The 22,482-nt window shown below is 54.1% G+C and carries 19 protein-coding genes; 9 read left to right on the top strand and 10 right to left on the bottom strand.

Annotated elements, in window-relative coordinates:
• The 6 genes from OGY83_RS14315 to nikR are packed head-to-tail and all read left to right on the top strand — an operon-like array spanning position 1 to position 4,628.
• The gene (locus OGY83_RS14315) at positions 1-1,170 is read left to right on the top strand and encodes a beta-ketoacyl-[acyl-carrier-protein] synthase family protein (RefSeq protein WP_079938158.1); all 1,170 of its coding nucleotides are present in this window, start codon (positions 1-3) and stop codon (positions 1,168-1,170) included.
• Complete coding sequence (locus OGY83_RS14310) at positions 1,167-1,643, top strand: hotdog family protein (protein ID WP_057067185.1); 477 nt, start codon at positions 1,167-1,169, stop codon at positions 1,641-1,643. Before OGY83_RS14315 ends, OGY83_RS14310 begins: the two co-directional genes overlap by 4 nt.
• On the top strand, positions 1,640-2,371 hold the full coding sequence (locus OGY83_RS14305) for a 3-ketoacyl-ACP reductase FabG2 (protein ID WP_194212312.1): 732 nt from the start codon (positions 1,640-1,642) through the stop codon (positions 2,369-2,371). Before OGY83_RS14310 ends, OGY83_RS14305 begins: the two co-directional genes overlap by 4 nt.
• Positions 2,368-3,597, top strand: a complete 1,230-nt coding sequence (locus OGY83_RS14300) for a beta-ketoacyl-ACP synthase (protein ID WP_079938160.1) — start codon at positions 2,368-2,370, stop codon at positions 3,595-3,597. The genes OGY83_RS14305 and OGY83_RS14300 overlap by 4 nt, the downstream gene beginning before the upstream one ends.
• Before the next feature lies 1 nt (position 3,598).
• On the top strand, positions 3,599-4,177 hold the full coding sequence (gene acpT / locus OGY83_RS14295) for a 4'-phosphopantetheinyl transferase AcpT (protein WP_286636143.1): 579 nt from the start codon (positions 3,599-3,601) through the stop codon (positions 4,175-4,177).
• 49 nt (positions 4,178-4,226) lie between these two features.
• Complete coding sequence (nikR, locus tag OGY83_RS14290) at positions 4,227-4,628, top strand: nickel-responsive transcriptional regulator NikR (protein WP_006687486.1); 402 nt, start codon at positions 4,227-4,229, stop codon at positions 4,626-4,628.
• A gap of 97 nt (positions 4,629-4,725) precedes the next feature.
• Here the strand turns inward: nikR and OGY83_RS14285 are convergent, their stop codons facing one another.
• The 10 genes from OGY83_RS14285 to OGY83_RS14240 all read right to left on the bottom strand — a co-directional run bounded on the left by OGY83_RS14285 (position 4,726) and on the right by OGY83_RS14240 (position 18,364).
• Positions 4,726-5,850, bottom strand: coding sequence for an ABC transporter permease (locus tag OGY83_RS14285; RefSeq protein WP_286636142.1), 1,125 nt, complete (start codon positions 5,848-5,850; stop codon positions 4,726-4,728).
• Positions 5,850-8,597: a ribosome-associated ATPase/putative transporter RbbA gene (gene rbbA / locus OGY83_RS14280; protein WP_286636140.1), complete on the bottom strand. Its 2,748-nt coding sequence runs from the start codon at positions 8,595-8,597 to the stop codon at positions 5,850-5,852. The genes OGY83_RS14285 and rbbA overlap by 1 nt, the downstream gene beginning before the upstream one ends.
• Positions 8,594-9,661 carry an HlyD family secretion protein gene (locus tag OGY83_RS14275; RefSeq protein WP_079938164.1) on the bottom strand — a complete coding sequence of 356 codons (1,068 nt, stop codon included), beginning with the start codon at positions 9,659-9,661 and terminating at the stop codon, positions 8,594-8,596. Before OGY83_RS14275 ends, rbbA begins: the two co-directional genes overlap by 4 nt.
• Positions 9,662-10,013: 352 nt before the next feature.
• A complete protein-coding gene (locus OGY83_RS14270; protein ID WP_275396716.1) occupies positions 10,014-11,180 on the bottom strand; it encodes an iron-containing alcohol dehydrogenase in 1,167 nt (388 codons plus the stop codon).
• 32 nt (positions 11,181-11,212) lie between these two features.
• Entirely contained in the window at positions 11,213-11,527 is a 315-nt protein-coding gene (locus tag OGY83_RS14265) for a putative quinol monooxygenase (RefSeq protein WP_286636137.1), read from the bottom strand.
• Positions 11,528-11,543: 16 nt separating this feature from the next.
• Complete coding sequence (locus OGY83_RS14260; RefSeq protein ID WP_003827492.1) at positions 11,544-12,119, bottom strand: glycerol-3-phosphate responsive antiterminator; 576 nt, start codon at positions 12,117-12,119, stop codon at positions 11,544-11,546.
• A complete protein-coding gene (locus tag OGY83_RS14255; protein ID WP_286636136.1) occupies positions 12,116-13,675 on the bottom strand; it encodes an FAD-binding oxidoreductase in 1,560 nt (519 codons plus the stop codon). Before OGY83_RS14255 ends, OGY83_RS14260 begins: the two co-directional genes overlap by 4 nt.
• The gene (locus OGY83_RS14250; RefSeq protein ID WP_079938168.1) at positions 13,672-15,351 is read right to left on the bottom strand and encodes a glycerol-3-phosphate dehydrogenase/oxidase; all 1,680 of its coding nucleotides are present in this window, start codon (positions 15,349-15,351) and stop codon (positions 13,672-13,674) included. The genes OGY83_RS14255 and OGY83_RS14250 overlap by 4 nt, the downstream gene beginning before the upstream one ends.
• Positions 15,348-16,892, bottom strand: coding sequence for an FGGY family carbohydrate kinase (locus OGY83_RS14245; protein ID WP_286636135.1), 1,545 nt, complete (start codon positions 16,890-16,892; stop codon positions 15,348-15,350). Before OGY83_RS14245 ends, OGY83_RS14250 begins: the two co-directional genes overlap by 4 nt.
• Positions 16,889-18,364: an MFS transporter gene (locus OGY83_RS14240; RefSeq protein ID WP_286636133.1), complete on the bottom strand. Its 1,476-nt coding sequence runs from the start codon at positions 18,362-18,364 to the stop codon at positions 16,889-16,891. Before OGY83_RS14240 ends, OGY83_RS14245 begins: the two co-directional genes overlap by 4 nt.
• A gap of 560 nt (positions 18,365-18,924) precedes the next feature.
• Here OGY83_RS14240 and OGY83_RS14235 point away from each other — a divergent pair.
• From OGY83_RS14235 to uxuA, 3 genes are read left to right on the top strand one after another with little or no spacing between them, the layout of a single operon-like run.
• Positions 18,925-20,214 carry an MFS transporter gene (locus tag OGY83_RS14235; protein ID WP_063941413.1) on the top strand — a complete coding sequence of 430 codons (1,290 nt, stop codon included), beginning with the start codon at positions 18,925-18,927 and terminating at the stop codon, positions 20,212-20,214.
• Positions 20,186-21,211: a zinc-binding dehydrogenase gene (locus OGY83_RS14230; protein ID WP_191213768.1), complete on the top strand. Its 1,026-nt coding sequence runs from the start codon at positions 20,186-20,188 to the stop codon at positions 21,209-21,211. Before OGY83_RS14235 ends, OGY83_RS14230 begins: the two co-directional genes overlap by 29 nt.
• Positions 21,212-21,231: 20 nt before the next feature.
• On the top strand, positions 21,232-22,413 hold the full coding sequence (uxuA, locus tag OGY83_RS14225; protein WP_079938172.1) for a mannonate dehydratase: 1,182 nt from the start codon (positions 21,232-21,234) through the stop codon (positions 22,411-22,413).
• The last annotated feature ends 69 nt before the right edge of the window (positions 22,414-22,482 follow it).

The following is a 22,482-nucleotide window of genomic DNA, read 5'->3' as shown; positions in this document are numbered from 1 at the left end:
ATGATCTACATTTCTGCCGTTGGCATGATTAACGCGTTGGGCAATAACACTGATGAAATCGCAGCCAACCTCACTCGTGGCATAGCGCCGGGAATGCGCCCGCGCACGGGCTGGCTGCAAGGACACCCATCCGCCGTGTTAGCCGGCGTTGACGGCGAGCTGCCCGCTATTCCTCAGCAATTTAGCGCTCATTGTTCGCGCAACAACCAGCTACTGCTGGCAGCACTGATGCAAATCCAGCCGCAGGTGGACGACGCTATCGCCCGATTTGGTCGCGATCGTATTGCTGTTGTTCTCGGCACCAGCACCTCCGGTCTGGATGAGGGTGACGTTCACGTTGATTTGATGCTCAACGGCAAAGAGAGCACTGACTGGCGCTATCCACAACAGGAACTGGGCGATCCGTCACGTTTTCTTAGCCACTGGCTGGCGCTGGATGGCCCGGCCTTTACGCTCTCAACCGCCTGCTCGTCCAGTGCAAGGGCTATCATGAGCGGACGTCGTTTGATCGAATCTGGTCTGGTCGATATCGCCATTGTCGGCGGTGCGGATACGCTAAGCCGAATGCCAATCAACGGATTTCACAGTCTGGAATCACTCTCCCCAACGCTGTGTCAGCCGTTTGGCCGCGACCGTTGTGGGATCACCATTGGCGAAGGCGCCGCCTTGATGGTATTAACCCGCGAGCCACAGCCTATCGCGCTTCTTGGCGTTGGCGAATCCAGCGACGCGTACCATATTTCGGCTCCCCATCCACAGGGGGAAGGTGCCATTCGCGCCATCGGCCAGGCGCTTAACGACGCAGGAATGACGCCGGAACACGTGGGCTATATCAATCTGCACGGTACCGCCACACCGCTAAACGATCAGATTGAGTCCAACGTCGTGAACGCGCTATTTGGCGAAACGGTCCCGTGCAGTTCAACCAAACACCTGACCGGGCACACACTAGGCGCCGCGGGGATCACCGAAGCAGCGATCAGTATGCTGATTCTGCAACGCGAACTGCCGCTGCCTCCGCAGGACTTTAGCCAGTCACCGCGCGATGAAACATTGCCAGCCTGCGGCATCATTGAACAGCCGCAGTCGCTAACTCGCCCGGTTATCTTGTCTAATTCGTTCGCCTTCGGCGGTAATAATGCCAGCATCCTGATCGGGAGAATCTCATGAGCCACTATTTATCACCGGGCGATTATTTACCGCATGATGCGCCGATGCTGCTCCTTGAAGAGGTCGTCAGTGTGGCGGACGAAACCGCCACCTGCCACGTGACGGTATCAGCAAACAGCGTACTGGCCCCCTTCCTCGACCCCGACGGCAATCTACCTGGCTGGTTCGCACTGGAACTGATGGCGCAGACCATTGGCGTCTGGTCTGGCTGGCACCGCCAGCAACAAGGTCAGGCGAGTATTACGTTAGGCATGGTACTGGGCGCACGTGAGTTAGTCTGTGCCACAGGTGTTCTGCCTGCCGGGAAGACGCTGAGCATCCATGTCAAATTGCTGATGCAGGATGCACGATTCGGTAGCTTTGAATGTGCCATCCAGGCAGACAACGAGACGCTGGCAACCGGTCGCGTCAACACCTTCCAGCCGACATCAGAAGAAATTAACACGCTATTTCAACAAGGAGCGTCCACATGAGCCGTTCAGTTTTAGTTACGGGTGCCAGCAAAGGTATCGGTCGCGCCATCGCCAGACAACTGGCCGCGGACGGTTTTGTGGTCGGCGTACACTATCATCGCGATGTGCAAGGAGCACAAGAAACGCTGGATGCTATCCTCGCCGCTGGCGGCGCAGGGCGCCTGTTGACATTTGATGTTGCCAATCGCGAGCAGTGCCGTGAAGTACTGTCGCAAGATATTGAAGCAAACGGCACATGGTACGGCATTGTCAGCAACGCTGGGATCACTCGTGATGCCGCTTTCCCTGCGCTCAGTGATAGCGACTGGGATGCGGTGATCCATACCAACCTCGACAGCTTTTACAACGTCATTCATCCGTGCATTATGCCGATGATCAGCGCACGCCAGGGGGGGCGTATCATCACACTGTCTTCGGTTTCGGGCGTGATGGGCAACCGCGGTCAGGTCAATTACAGTGCGGCAAAAGCCGGAATCATTGGTGCCACCAAAGCGCTGGCTATCGAACTGGCAAAACGCAAAATTACCGTAAACTGCATTGCACCGGGACTCATTGATACCGGGATGATCGAGATGGAAGAAGCCGCATTGAAAGAGGCGATGTCGATGATTCCCATGAAACGAATAGGTCAGGCTGAAGAAGTGGCCGGGCTTGCCAGTTATTTAATGTCGGATGTGGCGGGCTATGTAACTCGCCAGGTGATTTCCATCAATGGAGGGATGTTATGACACGTCGTGTCGTGATTACAGGCATGGGCGGCGTCACCGCCTTTGGGGAAAACTGGCAGGCTGTCTCCGCCAGGTTATTGGCATATGAAAATGCGGTACGCAAAATGCCGGAGTGGCAGGTTTATGACGGACTGCACACACTGCTGGGTGCGCCGATCGACGACTTCACTCTACCAGAACACTATACCCGCAAGCGAATTCGCGCCATGGGCCGCGTATCGCTGATGTCCACCCGCGCAACAGAGCTGGCGCTTGAGCAGGCCGGACTGATTGGCGATCGGGTACTGACTAACGGTGAAACCGGAATCGCTTATGGTTCATCAACCGGTAGTACCGGTCCAGTGAGCGAGTTCGCGACCATGCTGACCGAGAAACACACTAATAACATCACCGGCACGACCTACGTGCAAATGATGCCGCATACCACTGCCGTTAACACCGGATTGTTTTTCGGTCTGCGTGGGCGAGTTATCCCGACATCCAGCGCCTGCACATCTGGTAGCCAGGCAATTGGTTACGCATGGGAAGCCATTCGACACGGTTATCAAACGGTGATGGTCGCCGGCGGTGCAGAAGAACTGTGTCCTTCCGAAGCCGCCGTGTTTGATACGCTATTCGCGACCAGCCAACGCAACGACGAACCGAAAACCACCCCCTCCCCGTTCGATGAAAAACGCGATGGTCTGGTCATCGGAGAAGGCGCAGGTACGCTAGTGCTGGAAGAGCTGGAACACGCTAAAGCGCGCGGAGCAACGATTTATGGTGAAATCGTTGGCTTTGCCACTAACTGCGATGCTGCTCATATCACCCAGCCACAGCGCGAAACAATGCAGATTTGCATGGAAAAATCTCTGAATATGGCAGGTATTAGCGCCCGGGATATCGGCTATATTTCAGCGCACGGTACCGCAACCGATCGCGGTGATGTTGCAGAAAGTCAGGCAACCTCTGCAATTTATGGTGATAATGTTCCGCTATCCTCGCTTAAAAGCTATTTTGGACATACCCTTGGCGCTTGTGGCGCACTCGAGGCCTGGATGAGTCTGCAAATGATGCGTGAAGGCTGGTTTGCGCCTACGCTAAATTTGAGTCAGCCAGATGCCAATTGTGGCGAACTGGATTACATTATGGGTGAAGCCCGCAAGATTGATTGCGAGTTTTTGCAGAGCAACAACTTTGCGTTTGGCGGCATAAATACTTCTATCATCATTAAACGTTGGCCGTGATATGTACCGGATCGTTCTTGGGAAAGTTTCTGTTTTAAGCGCTGGCGCACTGCCTGCCGCACTGAGTGAGCAAGCGCCGCAAGGTGTCCGCCGTGCGCGCTGGTTGGCAGGTCGCGTGCTGCTTTCCCATACCCTTTCGCCATTACCAGACATCGTATATGGCGAGCAAGGAAAACCGGCCTTTTCTGCTGACACGCCGCTGTGGTTCAATCTCAGCCACAGCGGTGATGATATCGCCTTGCTGCTCAGCGACGAAGGGGAAGTCGGCTGCGATATTGAAGTCGTGCGCCCGCGCGATAACTGGCAGACACTGGCAAACACAGTGTTCAGTCTCGGGGAACATGCCGAAGTCGAGGCCGAACGCCCGGAGCAACGGCTGGCGGCGTTCTGGCGCATCTGGACGCGTAAAGAAGCTATCGTGAAACAGCGCGGCGGCAGTGCCTGGCAAATCGTCAGCGTCGACAGCACCGCGCTAACTTCCTCACTCTCCGTCAGCCAGTGCCAGCTCGATACCCTGAGCCTGGCGGTGTGTACCCCCACGCCGTTTACCCTGACCGCAGACGCCGTGCAGCGCCTGTAACGCCCTCATTCCCGTGCGCTACCGCGCCATATCGTAAGGTTACAATCGGATGCAACGAGTCACCATTACCCTCGATGACGATTTACTGGAAACGCTCGACGGCCTGAGTCAGCGCCGTGGCTACAACAACCGTTCCGAAGCGATCCGCGATATTCTGCGCGGCGCACTGGCGCAGGAAACCACTCAGGAGCACGGCACTCAGGGCTTCGCGGTGCTCTCGTATGTTTATGAGCATGAGAAGCGTGACCTGGCGAGCCGCATTGTTTCTACCCAACACCACCACCACGATTTATCGGTCGCCACGCTGCACGTACACATCAACCATGACGACTGCCTGGAAATCGCCGTGCTTAAAGGCGACATGGGCGATGTGCAGCATTTTGCCGATGACGTGATTTCCCAGCGCGGCGTGCGCCACGGTCATTTGCAGTGCCTGCCGAAAGAAGAGTAATTGCCTGTTTCGTTGCCGGATGGCGGCTGCGCCTTATCCGGCCTACGTCCGTTACCGTCTGTAGGCCGGGCAAGCGAAGCGCCCCTGGCAATGATGATTACGCCATCGTACCAATCGTCTTTCGAAAGCGTAGTAGCGCTATCAAGAAGAACGCGCTGCCAATCGCCAGCAGCGTCAGAAACTGCGGCCAGACAATTTCAAACCCTGCGCCGCGGTAAAGTATCGCCTGCGCGAGGCTGACAAAATGGGTAGTTGGCATGGTCAGCATAATGTCCTGCACCGCCTGCGGCATGCTTTCACGTGGTGTAGAACCACCAGAAAGCATCTGTAACGGCAGCAGCACCAGAATCATCAGCAGTCCCAACTGCGGCATGGAGCGCGCCAGCGTGCCCATAAAAATGCCGATCGAGGTGGTGGCAAACAGGCTCAGCGCCACGCCCAGCATAAACAGCGGTATCGAACCTTCAATCGGTACGCCGAGCACGCCTTTTACCATCAGCATCAGCGACAGACCGGAAACTACCAGCACCACCAGCCCCATCGACCAGATTTTTGCCATCATGATCTCAAACGGCGTCACCGGCATCACCAGCAGATGCTCAATGGTCCCGTGCTCGCGCTCGCGGATCAGCGCCGACCCGGTAAGCACAATCGCCAGCATGGTGATGTTATTGATGATCGCCATCACCGCGCCAAAACGGGCGGGTTCCAGATTAGGGTTAAAGCGCATGCGCATTTCCAGCGCCACCGGCGGCTCATTGTTATCGCGGTAACGCGCCACAAAGCTGTTCACCTCGCCGCTAATGATATTCTGGATATAGCTGTTGCCGGTAAACGCCTGGCTCATCCGCGTGGCATCGACGTTAACCTGTATATCTGGTTGTCGTCCGGCCAGCACATCACGCTGAAAATCAGGCGGAATGTTTACGGCGAAGGTATAGCGCCCGGCATCCAGCCCGGCATCCATCTCATCGGCAGTGATCATCTCCGGCGGTAAAAACCACGGGCGATAAAAGCTGTTCACAATCCGATTCGACAACTGCGACTGGTCCATATCGGCAATGGCAATCGGCGCCAGGTGCAGCGAACCCGGCAGGACGGTCGCGGAAGAATAAACCGAAACCGTGAAGGCGAAGACGATCAGCGTCAGCATCGCTTTGTCACCCAGCAGGCTGCGCAACTCTTTGATGCCGAGGTTATAAATATTGCGTAATCGGCGCATCACCCCTCCTGTTTTTTCAGCAGCAATACGCTCAGACCAATCACCACCGGAATGGCTACCGCCAGCGGAATAAACAGCTGCCAAAGATCGGTCAGATCCAACGCTTTAGAGAATGTTCCACGCGCGATGGTCAGAAAATGGCTGGTCGGGTAAATTTCACCAATCCACCGTCCTGGCCCTTCCAGCGAAGCCACCGGATCGATCATCCCGGAAAACTGCGTCGCCGGGATCAGCGTAATAATCGCCGTACCAAAAATGGCCGCGATCTGGCTTTTCATAAACGTGGAAATTAACAGCCCCAACCCGGTGGCAATGGTGACGTACAGCAGCGCGGCCAGCGTCAGGGTCACAAAGCTCCCCTTATGCGGGACGCCGAACACAAACACCGACAGCGCGCACAACAGCAGGAAGTTCAGCATGCCCAGCACGATGTACGGCAACTGTTTGCCGAGTAAAAACTCGCTGCGGGTCGTGGGCGTAACATACAGGTTGATAATCGACCCCAGCTCTTTCTCACGCACTACGCTGAGGGCGCTGAGCATGGAAGGGATCATCATCAACAGCAGTGGGATCACCGCCGGAACAATCGCCGGCAGACTCTTCACATCCGGGTTGTAACGATAGCGAGTTTCAATGGTCATCAGCCCGTTTTGCCCACTGGCATTGGGTTGACGCGCCATCACATCCTGCAGCCAGGTCTGGTGCATCGACTGCACGTAACCCCTGACCGTTTCAGCGCGGCTTGGCATTGCGCCATCGACCCAGACGCCGATCTTCACCGGCGTTCCACGCACGATATCGCGACCAAAATTTGGCGGAATTTCAATTGCTACCGCGACTTCTCCCGAACGCATCCGTTTGTCCAGCTCGTCATAACTGGTGAGCGGCGGTTGCTCGATAAAATAGCGCGATCCCGCCAGATTTAGCGTCCACGCCTGGCTACTGACGGTCTGGTCACGATCGAGCACCGAAAAACGCAGGTTCTCCACATCCATGCTGATGCCGTAGCCCATGATCAGCATCAGGATCACCGTGCCCATCAGCGCCAGCGTGGAGCGTACCGGATCGCGTCGTAGCTCCAGCGCCTCGCGGCGGCTGTAGCTGAACAAGCGCCGCAGGCTAAAACCTTGCCTCGGCGGTTTACTGTTTTCATGCACTGTCGGGATATTGGCTGGCGCTAACTGCGCTTCCGGCGCAGGGCCTGCTGCTTCCTGTAACCAGGAGATAAACGCTTCTTCCAGACTGGCAGCTCCACGCTGTTTCACCAGCTCCTGCGGCGTGCCGCTGGCCAGTACTTTTCCGGCGTGCATCAGCGACATGCGGTCGCAGCGCTCCGCTTCGTTCATAAAGTGGGTGGAGATAAAAATGGTCACTTTGTCCTGACGCGACAGATCAACCATCAGTTGCCAGAACATATCCCTCGCCACCGGATCGACCCCGGAGGTCGGTTCATCAAGAATGAGCATCTCCGGACGATGGATCACCGCCACCGCCAGCGACAGGCGTTGACGGATCCCCAACGGCAGCGCACCGGGCAACGCATCTTCGACATCGGTCAGTGAAAAGCGCTCGCTCATCTCCTGCACCCGCCCAGGGATTTCTGCTTCGGGGATATGGAACAACCGCGCATGTAATTCGAGGTTTTGCCGGACGGTCAGCTCGCTGTAGAGCGAAAATGCCTGCGACATATAGCCTACCCGGCGGCGGGTATCGATATTTTTCGGGTCAACCGCTTGCCCAAACAGCCACGCCTCGCCCTCACTTGCGGGCAGCAGCCCGGTGAGCATTTTCATGGTAGTGGATTTACCGCAACCGTTGGAGCCGAGAAAACCAAAGATTTCCCCGCGCGGAATGCGGAAGTTAACGTGGTCCACCGCCACAAATTTACCGAAGCGCATGGTCAGGTCTTTCGCCTCGATGGCAATCTCTTCCTGCTCAGCGTGATACGGCGGGATCACGACCGGTTTATGCGCCTGGCGCTGAGCTTCAGGTAACAGCGCGATAAACGCCTGCTCCAGCGTGTTGCTGTTGGTTTTTTCGCGTAGCTGCTGCGCGCTCCCGGTGGCTAACACCTCCCCGGCGTTCATCGCCACCAGCCAGTCAAAGCGCTCAGCTTCTTCCATGTAAGCGGTCGCCACCAGCACGCTCATGTTGGTCTGCCGCTGGCGAATGCTGTTAATCAGATCCCAGAACTGGGCGCGGGACAGCGGGTCGACCCCGGTGGTGGGTTCATCGAGAATTAACAGCTCCGGGTCGTGGATTAACGCGCAGCACAGCCCCAGTTTTTGCTTCATCCCGCCCGAGAGTTTCCCGGCAGGACGGTCGCGAAACGGTGCCAGTCCGGTGCTATTCAGCAGCTCGGTAATCCGCGCCTCACGCTCCGCTTTGTCATGCCCAAACAGGCGGGCAAAGAAATCGACGTTCTCATATACCGACAGCGTGTGATACAGGTTTTTCCCCAGCCCTTGCGGCATCCAGGCAATGCGTGGGCAGACATCCCGGCGATGTTTTGGGTCGCGCATATCGCCGCCCAGCACCATCACGTTGCCGTGTTCAATGACCCGCGCGCCGGAGATGAGCGACAGCAGGCTCGATTTTCCGACGCCATCCGGGCCAATCAGTCCCACCATACAGCGGGCAGGGATATCCAGCGTGATATTGTTCAGCGCTACCGTTTTCCCGTAATGCTGACTCACGCCGTCAAGGTGCGCCACGGGAGGAACGGGAACCAGCGCCAGATGCGTCATTGCGGCAACCTCACTACCAGGTCGTCAGGCCAGGCTCGACTTTCATCAACACGCACCCACGCCATGCCCGGCAGACCGGTTTTCACGTACTCCAGATGCTGCTGCAACAGCTCTGGCGGGATACGCGCTTTGACGCGAAACATCAGTTTCAGCCGTTCATCGCTGGTTTCGACCGTTTTCGGCGTGAACTGCGCGACGCTAGCCACAAAGCTGATGGTCGCCGGAATACGCAGATCCGGCGCAGCATCCAGCACCAGCCGCGCTTCTCCGCCAATCTTCAGTAAACCAGCCTGTTCGGTTGGCAAGAAGAACGTCATGTAGACATCGCTGAGATCGACCATATTCAGCACGCGACCGCCTGCGGAAAGCACCTCGCCCGGTTCGGCAACGCGGTACTGCACGCGGCCATCGCGCGGGGCTTTCAACTCGCTGTCATCAATATCAGCCGCAATACGACGTTCGGTAGCCTGCGCGGCTTCTACGCGGGTTTGCGCCTGAATGATACTGGTACGAGCGGCTTCAATGGCGGCTTTTGCCGCAGAGACCTGCGCCTTTGCGGATTCCAGTGCAGCGCGTGCGCTTTCTGCCGCAGCCCTGTCGTCATCCAGCTGTTGCTCAGACACAGCCCCACGCTGAGATAGCGAACGGGAGCGGACGTGGCGTTTAGAGACCGACTGCAGTTCCGCCTCACGCTGTTTTACCACCGACTGCGCGGCGCGCATTTCACTTTGCCGCTGCTCTAACAGCGCCCGCGCCGCCGCCACCGCACTTTCGGCCTCTTTGATTTGGGCTACCGCTTCCAGCCGCTGCTCCTGCAGCACACGGGTATCCATTTTCGCCAGCACCTCACCCTGACGGACGAACTGCCCTTCCGACACGAGGATCGTGTCAATTCGCCCGGCAATCTTGGTGGCAATATCCACTTCGGTGGCTTCAATTCTGCCGTTGCTGGCTGCAAACCCTTCCGGTATTCCCGCAGGACGGAGCATCCACCATGCTATCGCGGCCACCACAATCAGGATGCCCGCCCCCCACCACATCAGATGACGTTTTAACTTATCCATATTCGACCCGCCGTAATCCCTGTTATCAAACAATGCGTGTCACAAAGCCCACTGAACAGCTATTCAGCGGGAGATTCCATCCGGGATGAGAAGGAATGAGAAATATTGGCCAGAGAGCGGACAGGCGCTAAGGCAACCTGCGCCGCGCAGGAAGTGAATGATGAAAATGCTGTGAAATCGGGTAGTAATGTTGTCATCATCAGCGTTCCTGGCCGGAAATGAAACACGCATACTCATAACTGCTGTCTATTGAATACTAACACCTGGATTCAATATGTCTATTCGGTTGTAGCAGGGATGTTGCAGGAAAAAAATCGTGCCCGGCAATTCCTTCACCGGACACCTATAGTGCTTAGAAAGCCTGCTGATAAAGTCGCAACGCATCGTCTTCAGTAAGCGTCACGGGATTGTTATCCAGTAAACGGGTCTGCTGCATAGCATCGTGGGCCAACAGCGGCAGGTCCTTTTCAGGTACATCGACGTCACGCAGCCTGTTCGGTGCGCCGGTTGCGGCAATAATCTTCACCATCGCGGCAATAAACGACAGGGCATCATTTTCCACGTCCCCTGTCACCTTCGCCCCAATGACGGCTGCCAGCTCACCATAAAGTGGAGCCGCCGCTGACGCGTTAAACTGCAGCACTGGAATCAACATCAGCGCATTCGACAATCCATGTGGAATATGGTGTCGTGCGCCCAAGGGATAAGCCAGCGCATGCACCGCCGCCACAGGGGAATTGGCAAAAGCCTGGCCTGCCAGCATCGCGCCCAGCAGAACATTTTCTCGTGCTTCACGGTTGTTCCCGTCACGACATGCGGTCACCAGATGGCGACTGATTAAACGTAACGCCTCTCGGGCCAACGCATCCGAAAGCGGATTCTTCTTATGCTTGCCGGTATAGGCCTCTATCGCATGCACCATCGCGTCTATCCCGGCGGCAGCGGTGTGGACCGGCGGTAACCCCAGCGTCAGTTGCGCATCCAGCAGCACCAAATCACCATACAGCTGCGGGGAGACAATGCCCATTTTGCTGTCATCATGCGTCGTTAAAATGGCAATATTGGTGACTTCAGACCCCGTACCTGCCGTAGTGGGAATATTTACCAGCGGCAAACGTTGGCCGATAACCTTGCCAATCCCGTAAAGTTCCGGCAGGTCTTGTTCAGAGTTGATTAACACAGCCACCAGCTTCGCGACATCCAGCGAGGAGCCGCCGCCCAGGCCAATAACCATGTCACAGTGGCCATCGCGTGCTACCTGTATGGCTTCGCGAACAAGGTGTTCATGCGGATCGGGTTGAACCCGATCATAAACCGTCACCTGAAATCCTGCGTCTTGCAGGCTATGCAGAACAGGCGGCAGAATCCCTGCTTTGACCAGTCCTGGGTCGGTTACCAGCAATACACGACGCGCGCTAAACCGCTGCTGCAGGATCTCTCCTAATCGTGCCGCACCCGCCCATTCGACGATGATCTCCGCTACCGTCGTAAACGCAAAATCCTTCATAACATGGTTCATTGATGTATTCCTTGTAGTAAGAAAGACAGCGTTTACCTACGCGGTTCATCGGGAGGAATGTGAAAGCTTTTCACCTCTTTACGTTCCAACAGCGGAGTAATAATTCCAACGCCAATACGTTGAAAATGTTCCGTTTGTCGGTGAAGTTCAAGACCTTGTGCGCAACGATAAGTCTCAACAATCACAAAGCGATCGTCGTCTTCCGTGGAACGGAAAAACTCATAGGTGATATTTTCAGGCTCGTTACGCGTCGCCTCCGCCAGCATGCTGAGCGCATCGTTTACCTTGTCGCCCATCGTCGGTTGGGCAAAATAATGTGCGACAACAAACAGCTGCGTATTTTCCATTTTTGGCTCCCGGTGGTTAACGTAGAAGATTCACATCCCATAACGCACTGTCGCTGCTTGAGACGGCTATCGCGCCGTGCAACAGTGCTGTCTGAGCATGCTCCTCATTGCAGACAAACCCGGACGCCACAATCGGCGGCAACACATTACGATCGGCCTGCGGAAGCAACGGCAGCATCTGCGCGGGCATCAGTTGCACATAATCAGGTTCGCTTTGCTCCACCGCTTTCAGGCTGCGTAGCCAGGTGGAACGGTCAGTGACAAAGATTTTCTGCATGGTCACCAGCCCGCATTTTTTCGCACGCTGTACGGTTTGCAAACGCGTAGAGAGCAGCCCCATCGCCCCTGTTTCAGCTACATAATCGATGCCACCTTTATCCTGCGAAAGCCCATTACAACTGTCGATATTGACGATGACGTACTTTCCCGCCTTCGACAGCAGTTCGATCACTGGCTGGAGCTTAATCAGATCGATATTGGCAATAATGCAGACTTCAGCTTTGCTGGACAGCGCGGTTTTCAGTTGCTCAATGCCGTAAATCGCCATGATGATGGGATGGCGTGCCAGAAGCACGCCAAGGTTTTTGATCATGATTGACCTGCCTGATATGAGTGCAGCTCAGCGCTTAACCCCAGTTTTCCCGGGTTCAGGATATTCTGCGGATCCAGCGCCTTTTTAATGCCGGCCAAAACCGAAAGCGATTCACCTAAAGAGGCCTGCATATAGGGGGAACGAAGCAGCCCAACGCCATGGTGATGGCTGAGGGAGGCATTGTGTTTAATCAGCACCGCATTTGCCGCGTCCCATGCCGCACGATACCATGCCCCGCGTTGCTCAACCGCCACATCGCCGCGTAGCGAGAAGTAAAGGCATGCGCCATCGACGTAGGCGTGGGACTGGTGCGCTGAACCAGCCAGCGTCCCCGGTACAGCGTTAATCGCAGCCACCACATCATCATATACCGCGCTGAGATCGCGCCAGCGTCCCACCATTTCCAGCGTGTCCGCCACCAGACCGGGGCTTTTCTTAAAGCCTTCAGCGCTTTTGCCCGTCAGATACCGGGTATCCAGCCAGCGTTCAAAGATGGCCTCACCGTCAAGTTCCTCTCCGCTCTGCTTACAAACACGCTCACTGATAGCCAGCACCGCGTCGACCATGTCTGGCTCTCCTTCGTCCGCAATTAGCAGGACATTGGTCTCTGGCAGACCAAACTGCACGCCGCTTTCCAGATTATCGTACAAACGTAGTGCCGCCGGATTCGCGCCATGCTGTAAGATTTCGCGACATGCCTCCAGTCCACTGGCGAAACTGGAAAAACCCCAGGCGATGGCGCGGCCATAATCCGGCAGGCGATGCAGCTTCAAACGCACACGCACAATCACACCCAGCGTGCCTTCCGAACCAATGAACATTTGCTGTAAATCCGGCCCGATAGCGCTGCGTGCATAACCGCCCACGGTGATTAAGCGCCCATCGGCAAGTACCACATCCATCCCAAAAACCATATCTTCAATTTTGCCATAGCGGGTAGAAAGCTGCCCCGCGCCACGACAGGCGACCCACCCACCCACGGTACTAATGCCAAACGAAGACGGCCAGTGGCCCATCGTCATACCGTACTCTTTTTGGATGATTTGTTCGAAAACATCGCCAAACATGCCGGCTTCTACCTCAACAATCTGACTTTGCGGGTCAAAATCGATAAATTTATTGAGTTCGCAAACATCCAGCACGATCCCCCCACGCAACGGCAAGGCGGCTCCGGTAACGTTACTGCGCCCGGCAGAAACCGTGACCGGGATGGCGGATTCACTGGCAAGACGCATCACGTCCTGAATCTGTTCCACGGTGGAAACGCGCACAATCACCCCTTTTGAGGTGGCGGGGGCGCCCTGGGTTTCCGCAATCATCGAACCGGCCCACCAGTCGCGGGTCCAGGAAATCACATCGGCCTCAGACGTCAGCACTTCATCGGCAATGACCCGCAGACGGTCAAACGTTGCTTCGCTTATTGCAACGGGATCAACCTGCATTCCTTTTGCGCCACCGCTGCGGGTGATATCCGTTGCCCATGCGGGACGAGTATGTGCGCCAACGGTATAATTTCCACGGTTGTAACCACGTTTAATCGCTTCTTTACTGATCATTCTGATGTCCCCATAAGCATTGATTTTTCATGTTTAATTGCGGCCTGATAGCTGGCGACCTGTTTAGCCACGTGCTCAGGATGTAATCGGAGTTCTTGTTGCAGTATTTCCCCAACGCGTTCAGCGGCAGCGGCTGATGCATCGCGCGCCATCAGGCGAGCACGAATTCGGCGCGACAGCACATCGTCAACGGTGCTGGCAAGCTCATGGCGCACGGCGTACACCACTTCCGCTTCGGTATAGGGAAGCCCTGCGACGATAGGCTTCATGAGCGACGGATCGGCCTGGATAATGTCGCTGACAAAATGGGCTTCAGTACCGTAGCGCTCGCCCAGATGCGCAGACAGACCACCTGAGGCCAGAATGGCCTGCGGGTCATAGCCAGCCGCGCCAAGCAAATACGCAGTTTTCGTTGAGCAGGCCTTCTTACGACCCAGTATTTTGCTGGCCGCGTCGATGGTTTCTTCCGCCATATGACGTGATGTCGTCAGCTTGCCGCCGACGATGGTAATGAGCCCGTCCGCTGAAACCCGGATCTCATGGTTACGCTTCATCTCAACGGTCTTTCCACCCGCCACGCCCACCAGAGGACGGCAACCGGCGATACTTCCCACCACATCTTCCGGGCGCAGATCCGTTTTCAGCGCTGAGTTGGCCCCTTCCAACAGAAAGTCCAGCTCAGTGCGATTACAGTGAACATCGTTCAGATCGCCCTGATAGTCCTCATCCGTAGTGCCCAGATAGGAGACGTTGCCCCAGCGCGTTATGGTCGCGCGTCGGCTGCGTCCGGCAACCGGGATGGTCACCGTGCAATCATTGCGAATCTTCATCCATGGGATCGCGACGTGGACCCCCTTCGCCGGGCGAATATTCAGAGGAGATGCCTCCCCTTTTTTCAACCCGTTCCAGTCACGTAGCCAGACGCCCGTCGCCATAATGACCACCCGCGCCTTAACCTGAATTTCTCGGGCATCGGCATACACAATGGCCCCATTGACTTTGCCATGCTGATCACGAGTGGTTTCAATGACTTCGGCATGGTTCGTCACCGTCGCCCCATGAAACGCCGCCGTGCGCACCAGGGCCAGCGTTAATCTGGCATCATCAACGCGGGCATCGAAATACATAAAACCGCCGGAGAGTTGCTCTTCTTTCAGCGTTGGGCAGTGCGACAGTACTTCCGCCGGAGTCAATTTTTGGTGAAGGATACCTTCCCGCCATCCGCCGGCGAGATCGTAGGTCCAGAGCAGACTTTCAAACGCCGAAGACATGCGCTTATCAAACACGCCATTCTTATCAAGCACCGGAAATAAAAAAGGAAGCCGCTGCACCAGATGGCGAGCGTTCCGGCGCATACGCTGGCGTTCGAGCAAAGAGTGACGCACCAGCCCCAGGTTCCCCTGCTCGATATAACGCAAACCACCGTGCACCATTTTTGATGACTTGGATGACGTCCCAGAAGCGAAATCGCTTTTTTCAATCAGCGCGACCCGATAGCCACGCAGGCTGGCATCCAGCGCCGCATAGGCTCCCGTCACGCCGCCGCCGACAATCAGGATGTCGTAGGTTTCGCTTTCGAGTCGGTCCAGTTGCTCAGGTCGCTGCAGACGCAACGGCTCTGCGCCGTACATTTCACTACGTGTTTTATTAGGCTTTCGCGAAGGGAAAAACTTCATGAGTGGGTACGCTCCTGATTAGCTGAAGTGAAGCTGCTGGCGGCATCTATTTCGAGCGCAATACGCATCTCCCAGCGGTTTATTTTTTGTTCGCGAAGGTCATGACTGATTTTGGGTTCAAACAGGCGCGCTGTTTTTAGCGTGGCGCAAGCATCGGGTAACGAGTCCCACAGCAGCCCATCAGCCCCTGCCAGAAATGCCGCACCACGTAAGCTGGCCCGTGCTGTTTCGGCCATCCGCCGTACGGGGATCCCGCTAACATCAGCCTGGATTTGCAATAACGTATCGCTATTGGATAACCCGCCCCCAACCACCAGTTCTTGTGCGGGTATGCCGGTTGCCGCTTCATTCGCACGAATACAGGCAGCGACCGAATGCGCGATACCTTCCAGAATGGCGTAAGCCACCTGCGGGCGCGTGGTCGAGATTGAAATACCGTTAAGGGAGGCGCGGGCCTGCGGTTGCAGATGAGGAACACGCAGACCCGTCAATGCCGGAATGAAACTCACGCCGCCAGAATCACTGGCCTGCGCAGCCAACTCGCTAATTTGTTCGGGCGAGTCAAACCAGTGCAGCTTTTCGCACACCCAGTTCAAAGCCGAACCGGTAGTTGGAACGAAAGTTTCTACAGAGAAGTGTGAACGCCCTTTTTGGCGGCGAGCTGTCATTGTGAGCGTGCTTTCACAACTCTTATTCAGCGTCGGTACCGTCGGCCCCATCATCAAGTCGACAAAGCTGCCGGTCCCATGCATACAAAAAGCCTGTCCGCGTTCAGTACAGCCAAGGCCGATAGCCCCCGCAAACTGATCTCCGGCACAGGCCCGGATCGGGACGCTAATTCCGAGGATATCTTCACGCGTGGTGCCAAAATCATCAGCATCATCATGTAATGATGGCAGCAATGACGCCGGGAAATTCAACGCCTGCAGCCAGGGCAAGTGATACTGATGCTCGTTAAGGCAATACGCCCCAGCAGACGTGGCGTTAGTAGGGGTAGTGACACATTTTTTTTCTTGCGCCAGATGCCAGAGTAACCAGCTGTCAACGGTGCCAAACACCAGCGTTCCGGCCTGGAGGGCCTTCTTCACTGCCGATGTGTTGGCGATATGGTATGACGCCCAGAGGTAAGGAGAGCGTATCCCAACCGGTCGGCCAATGATCGGCAGCAGCTTCGCATCCCATAGTGGGGCAAGTTGCGCCAGTTCATCCGTAAAACGAGCATCCTGCCAAACCATCGCAGGTGCCAGTGCCTTGCCAGTGCCTGCATCCCAGAGCACCGCTGTTGAACGTTGCGTAGCAATCGCCAGCGCCACAATGCGCATCTTGCTACGCTGGGCATTGGCAATCGCAGTGCGACACACGGCAATGGTGGCCTTTAGTATTTCATCAGCATCTTGTTCAACAACGCCATGGCGCTGGCTACTCACCTGAAGCGGTTGGTATTCCAGGCAGTGGACCTGGCTATTTCGCGCCACCACTGCCGCGCGCGTACCAGATGTCCCTTCATCTATCGCCAGAATGACATCTTCATATTCAATCATTTCGTGCTCCTGTTTGACTCGGGGGCCATCGACTCTGGATAAGACGACTGTGATGGTGCGAACTGCGGAGCGCCAGGCTCGTTATCCGGCTGGATGGTCGTGCGAGTGGGATCCCACGGGATCGCAAAACAGACGATGCTCGCAAATAGCGGAACTGCGGACATGATCAGGAAAGTTGTTTGCAGACCGTACAGATCGCGGAAGACGGGGAAAATAAACAACCCAAGCGCCGCACCGATTGCGCCAAGCGCCCCCACCACACCATTGGCACCTGCCCGCAGTTCACTGCGAAAAGAGAGTGATGAAAGGCTTTTCCCATTTGCGCCAGGCCCGCCAGAGTGGCAAAGAATAAACAGCGCAGGGACCAGCAAAGAGGCCCACAGCGGCATACTGTCGCTGAACAGTCCCAGCGTAAGCAGTACGAGAAAAGCCACGGCAAAACCGATCGCCGACGAACGGCGCAGGCCCAGGCGGCGACCTATAGCGGGCGACAGGAAGCCGCCAACGATACCGAAAACGTTAAAAAACAGTGAACACAATGTTGCGTAGACAAAGTTCTTACCGAACATCGCTGCGCTAATAACCGGTAAATACCAGCCGACACCAAAATATTGTATTGACTGGCAGATCTGAACCGTAGAAGCCAGAATCGTACGCGGTAAATAAACGCCACGGAATATTAGCAGAACATTTTTCGCACCTTTTTCCGCTTGCCCAATGACCGGTTTTTGCTCCGCCTTTGGTGCCAGAATAAAATTCTCACCATATATTTTATTCATAGCGATCACGGCCTCAGAAAGACGTGATTTTCTCGCCAGCCATACCGGGCTTTCAACTAAATAACGAAACTGGAAGAACAGGACAATCAGTCCGCATAATGCTGTTACGGCAATAGAATAACGCCAGATAGCATCTCCAACATCCCAGGAATAAAACATCAGCGCCAATGCCAGGTTTAAACACACCGCGACATACCACACCCCTTGCCAGGTGTTTAAACGGCTTTTTAGTTTCACCGGGGTGAACTCCGCTAACATCGCCATGGCCACGGCAAAATCCATTCCGTAAGAGACGCCAACGAAGAAGCGGCCTATGATAATGGTGCTGAAGCTGGAGGACGACATCACCAGCAACGCACCGATCACCGCCATTATTTTGGCAATAATCAGCGGCGGAACACGCCCCCAGCGATCGGCAATCCAGCCGCCGATGGGGTTAAATAATATGGCAACCCACGATGAAAATGAGGTCAGCAGCGCAACTTCGGTCGCGCTCAGATTTAAATTGCGGGTCATTGGATTTAATCCAGCGCTGAGAGCTGAATTTGAAAAAGCGTCAAGAAACAGGCCGCCTAGTGCTAACCACCAAATAACACCGGCTCTACCATTGATTTTTCCGCGTGAGTCGATGCAATGAATAACATCATCAACACCACGGATTTTTATCGGATTCGAGAATGAGCATGCGGACATGGCTTTCCCCTTCATAATATTCGGAAGAAGGTCGCCATTAGCTAAAAAAATGCAATAAGAGACCATCTTAATTTCACAGATAGTCTCTTATCTAAAATCTGTATTTTTCCACTCTAGAAGGTAACGGAAAGCGTGTCAAAGCGACTTTACCGGTTGACTTTGATTTTGTGATATGTAGCACAATTGTTAATAGGAGATTACATTAACAACGTTTGGCGCGGCATTTCTGGCTGATGCCTGCATGCCTCTATGCGATGGCTGGACATCCCCCTCAGCGCTAATACCAGATGTATGCTGAACATACGTCGTTTCCTCGGCGCATCGTTAATGCAAACCCGCAATAAATAGACTTTGAGTATGCGATTAGATTTATCACAAATTACCAGATTAAAATAAAATCATTTAAATTCATTGAATTACGATTAACTCTCTTTGCTTATTGTTATTTTCAACGTTGATTTTTCGTTATGTTGATCACATTAACATCAAAATGATGGTGATCTTAAAATAGGATTTAAATATTGTGGTCAGGCCGCTAGACCACAATAAGAGGATATATCATGAAAAGAAAAACAATGGGATGGCTTATCGTTTTTCTTCTATTTATAGTTTACATGCTTAACTATATGGATCGTTCAGCATTGTCGATCACCGCTCCACTCATTGAAAAGGAATTAGGATTTAATGCCGCTGAAATGGGTATGATTTTCAGCGCATTCTTTGTTGGCTACGCACTGTTTAACTTTATCGGTGGCTGGGCCAGCGACAAGTTTGGTCCTAAGACAGTATTTTTGGTCGCCGCATTACTTTGGTCAGTATTTTGTGGGATGACCAGTTTAGTTACCGGTTTATGGACTATGCTGGCCGTACGCGTATTATTTGGTATGGCCGAAGGACCAGTTAGCGCAGCCGGTAATAAAATCATCAATAACTGGATTTCGCGTAAAGAATCCGCCACTGCGATTGGTATTTTTAGCGCCGGTTCACCGTTAGGTGGTGCAATTTCTGGTCCGGTCGTTGGCCTGTTGGCACTTTCATTAGGCTGGCGTCCGGCATTTGGAATTATTTTCCTGTTTGGTTTAGCCTGGGTCATTCTCTGGTACTTCATTGCCAGTGATAAACCGTCCAAAAGTAAACACCTTGCCCCGGAAGAGCGTGTCGATTTTGAAAACCATGACGACATTATTTTAGCGGATGACGGTAAAGCAATGCCTTCTCTTGGCTATTACATGAAACAGCCGATGGTGTGGGCAACGACGCTGGCCTTCTTTAGCTATAACTACATACTCTTTTTCTTCCTGACCTGGTTTCCAAGCTATCTGAATCACTCATTACATCTTGATATTAAAGAAATTAGTATTGCAACCGTGATCCCGTGGGTGATAGGCGCAATTGGCATGGTTCTGGGCGGCGTATGTTCTGATTTTATCTATCGCGTTACAGGAAATGCCCTGCTTTCTCGACGTCTTATTCTCGGCGTGTGCCTGGCTGGTGCGGCGATTTGTGTTGGCGTTTCAGGCACAGTCACCACCATCAGCAGCGCCGTTGGACTGATGTCTGTCTCGCTCTTCCTGCTGTATCTGACCGGGCCAATTTATTGGGCTGTTATTCAGGATGTAGTGCATAAAGATAAAGTCGGTAGCGTCGGCGGAGCCATGCATGGGCTAGCGAATATTTCCGGGATTATTGGCCCGCTAGTCACCGGATTCATCGTTCAGTTCAGCGGTAAATATGATTACGCATTCTATCTTGCTGGTGCTATTGCGATTGTTTCCAGCTGCCTGGTATTCGTATTTGTCAAAAATAAAGGATTGAAAGAAAATGAAAGTCAAAGCTGTTTACATCAATAAACCTGGTGAAATTGAAACCCGCTGGGTTGATTATCCTGAAAAGAAAGATAATGAAGTGCTGATTAAAGTCGATGCTGCCGGAATATGTGGTTCTGATATTGGTGCATTTCGCGGAACTAATCCTTTAGTAACCTACCCACGTATTATTGGTCACGAAGTTACGGGCGTAGTTATTAAAGAAGGCAATGGTATGCCCGCCAACATAAAAGAAGGAGACCGCGTAATTGTTGACCCTTATATCTATTGTGGTCACTGTTATCCCTGCTCGGTAGGCAGAACAAATTGTTGTGAGAATCTAAAAGTAATTGGCGTGCATATTGATGGCGCAATGCAGGAGGTGGTTGCTCACCCTGCGCATTTGATTCACAAAATCCCCGATGACGTGGCCTCCGAGATGGCACCGCTGGCAGAACCGCTGACCATTGCGCTACATGCGCTACATCGGGCCAAACTCACCGCAGGGGAACATATCGCCATCATTGGGGCGGGTGCAATAGGTCTGATGGCGGCACTTAGCGCATTACGTTATGGCGCGACACCTATCCTGATCGATATCGTGGAAGAAAGACTCCAGTATGCCAAATCGCTGGGCGTCCCGTACGTTATCAATCCCTCGGATACGCAGGTTGTTGACGCGATAAAAGATATTACGCAGGGCACGATGGCCCAGGTCGTGGTTGAAGCCTCTGGCGCTAACAGCGCGATTCGCGAAACACTGGATCTGGCCTCTTTTGCTGGTCGTATTGCCTTCACCGGCTGGCCAAAACAGGAAACATCGTTACCCACCAATCTGATCACGTTTAAGGAACTGGATCTTCGCGGATCCCGTACCAGCGCAGGCGAGTTTGAAGAAGCGTTACAGATGCTTGCAACGCTGAACATCAATCCTGCGGATGTTGTCAGCAAAGTAGTGAGTATTGATGAGGTTCCTGCCGCAGTAAAAGAACTCGATCAATACCCGGAACGCTATCTGAAGATCAATGCGACCTTTCATTAATTTTCCCAGGAGATAAAACAATGGAACAAACCTGGCGTTGGTATGGCCCGAACGATCCCGTGTCGTTGTCCGATGTTCGTCAGGCCGGAGCAACCGGCGTAGTAACAGCGCTTCATCATATTCCAAACGGTGAAATCTGGTCCGTAGAAGAAATTCTCAAACGCAAAGAGATCGTAGAGAAAGCCGGTCTGGTCTGGTCCGTCGTGGAAAGCGTGCCGATTCATGAAGATATCAAGACCCATACAGGGCAATACGATCTCTGGATTAGCAATTATCAGCAGACGCTGCGTAATCTTGCCCAATGTGGCATCTATACCGTGTGTTACAACTTCATGCCGGTTCTGGACTGGACGCGCACAGACCTGGAATATGAATTGCCCGATGGCTCAAAAGCCCTGCGCTTTGACCAGATTGAGTTTGCCGCCTTTGAGCTGCATATTCTCAAACGTCCGGGGGCCGAAGCAGATTACACCGCGGATGAGATAGCTCAAGCGGGTGAGCGTTTCTCCACCATGAGCGAAGAGGACAAGGCGCGACTGACACGAAACATTATTGCCGGTCTGCCAGGCGCCGAAGAAGGTTACACGTTGGACCAATTCCGTAGCCACCTGGCGACTTATCAAAATATCGACAAAGCGGCCCTGCGCGAGCACTTTGCCTTTTTCCTGCGGGCCATCATCCCGGTTGCGGAAGAGGTTGGCGTACGTATGGCCGTGCACCCAGACGATCCGCCGCGCCCAATTCTTGGTCTGCCGCGTATTGTCTCCACCATCGAAGATATGCAGTGGATGGTGGAAACCGTCAACAGCATGGCGAATGGCTTCACAATGTGTACAGGCTCTTATGGGGTGCGCGCAGACAACGATCTGGTAGATATGATTAAACAGTTCGGCCCACGGATTTACTTTACGCATCTGCGCTCCACGCAACGCGAAAATAATCCCAAAACCTTCCATGAAGCGGCACATCTTTCCGGTGATGTCGATATGTACAACGTGGTGAAAGCGATAGTCGAAGAAGAAGAGCGCCGTAAAAATGAAGGTAACGCCGTCTTGATCCCCATGCGACCAGACCATGGTCACCAGATGCTTGACGATCTGAAAAAGAAAACCAATCCCGGTTATTCCGCTATTGGGCGTCTGAAAGGTCTGGCTGAAGTACGTGGTGTTGAGCTGGCTATCCGGCGCGCCTTTTTCAGTTAATCAGATTATTGCCGCATGGTGTCCATCGCTATGCGGTTTTTCATTCCGTCAGGACCGGTCTTTGATAGC

Source organism: Citrobacter sp. Cpo090 (assembly GCF_030332665.1).
GTDB lineage: Bacteria > Pseudomonadota > Gammaproteobacteria > Enterobacterales > Enterobacteriaceae > Citrobacter > Citrobacter portucalensis.
The sequence above is the reverse complement of the archived record's forward strand: the minus strand, read 5'-3'. Positions and strand labels throughout refer to the sequence as shown.

What these genes read in the sequence shown, in the direction of transcription:
- nikR (WP_006687486.1), top strand. Translation starts at nt 4,227, where the DNA reads ATGCAACGAGTCACCATTACCCTCGATGACGATTTACTGGAAACGCTC.
- OGY83_RS14240 (WP_286636133.1), bottom strand. Translation starts at nt 18,364, where the DNA reads ATGTCCGCATGCTCATTCTCGAATCCGATAAAAATCCGTGGTGTTGAT.
- OGY83_RS14265 (WP_286636137.1), bottom strand. Translation starts at nt 11,527, where the DNA reads ATGGAAAATACGCAGCTGTTTGTTGTCGCACATTATTTTGCCCAACCG.
- OGY83_RS14300 (WP_079938160.1), top strand. Translation starts at nt 2,368, where the DNA reads ATGACACGTCGTGTCGTGATTACAGGCATGGGCGGCGTCACCGCCTTT.
- OGY83_RS14275 (WP_079938164.1), bottom strand. Translation starts at nt 9,661, where the DNA reads ATGGATAAGTTAAAACGTCATCTGATGTGGTGGGGGGCGGGCATCCTG.
- OGY83_RS14260 (WP_003827492.1), bottom strand. Translation starts at nt 12,119, where the DNA reads ATGATCAAAAACCTTGGCGTGCTTCTGGCACGCCATCCCATCATCATG.
- OGY83_RS14285 (WP_286636142.1), bottom strand. Translation starts at nt 5,850, where the DNA reads ATGCGCCGATTACGCAATATTTATAACCTCGGCATCAAAGAGTTGCGC.
- OGY83_RS14255 (WP_286636136.1), bottom strand. Translation starts at nt 13,675, where the DNA reads ATGATCAGTAAAGAAGCGATTAAACGTGGTTACAACCGTGGAAATTAT.
- OGY83_RS14230 (WP_191213768.1), top strand. Translation starts at nt 20,186, where the DNA reads ATGAAAGTCAAAGCTGTTTACATCAATAAACCTGGTGAAATTGAAACC.
- OGY83_RS14270 (WP_275396716.1), bottom strand. Translation starts at nt 11,180, where the DNA reads ATGAACCATGTTATGAAGGATTTTGCGTTTACGACGGTAGCGGAGATC.
- OGY83_RS14315 (WP_079938158.1), top strand. Translation starts at nt 1, where the DNA reads ATGATCTACATTTCTGCCGTTGGCATGATTAACGCGTTGGGCAATAAC.
- OGY83_RS14305 (WP_194212312.1), top strand. Translation starts at nt 1,640, where the DNA reads ATGAGCCGTTCAGTTTTAGTTACGGGTGCCAGCAAAGGTATCGGTCGC.
- acpT (WP_286636143.1), top strand. Translation starts at nt 3,599, where the DNA reads ATGTACCGGATCGTTCTTGGGAAAGTTTCTGTTTTAAGCGCTGGCGCA.
- rbbA (WP_286636140.1), bottom strand. Translation starts at nt 8,597, where the DNA reads ATGACGCATCTGGCGCTGGTTCCCGTTCCTCCCGTGGCGCACCTTGAC.
- OGY83_RS14250 (WP_079938168.1), bottom strand. Translation starts at nt 15,351, where the DNA reads ATGAAGTTTTTCCCTTCGCGAAAGCCTAATAAAACACGTAGTGAAATG.
- OGY83_RS14235 (WP_063941413.1), top strand. Translation starts at nt 18,925, where the DNA reads ATGAAAAGAAAAACAATGGGATGGCTTATCGTTTTTCTTCTATTTATA.
- uxuA (WP_079938172.1), top strand. Translation starts at nt 21,232, where the DNA reads ATGGAACAAACCTGGCGTTGGTATGGCCCGAACGATCCCGTGTCGTTG.
- OGY83_RS14245 (WP_286636135.1), bottom strand. Translation starts at nt 16,892, where the DNA reads ATGATTGAATATGAAGATGTCATTCTGGCGATAGATGAAGGGACATCT.
- OGY83_RS14310 (WP_057067185.1), top strand. Translation starts at nt 1,167, where the DNA reads ATGAGCCACTATTTATCACCGGGCGATTATTTACCGCATGATGCGCCG.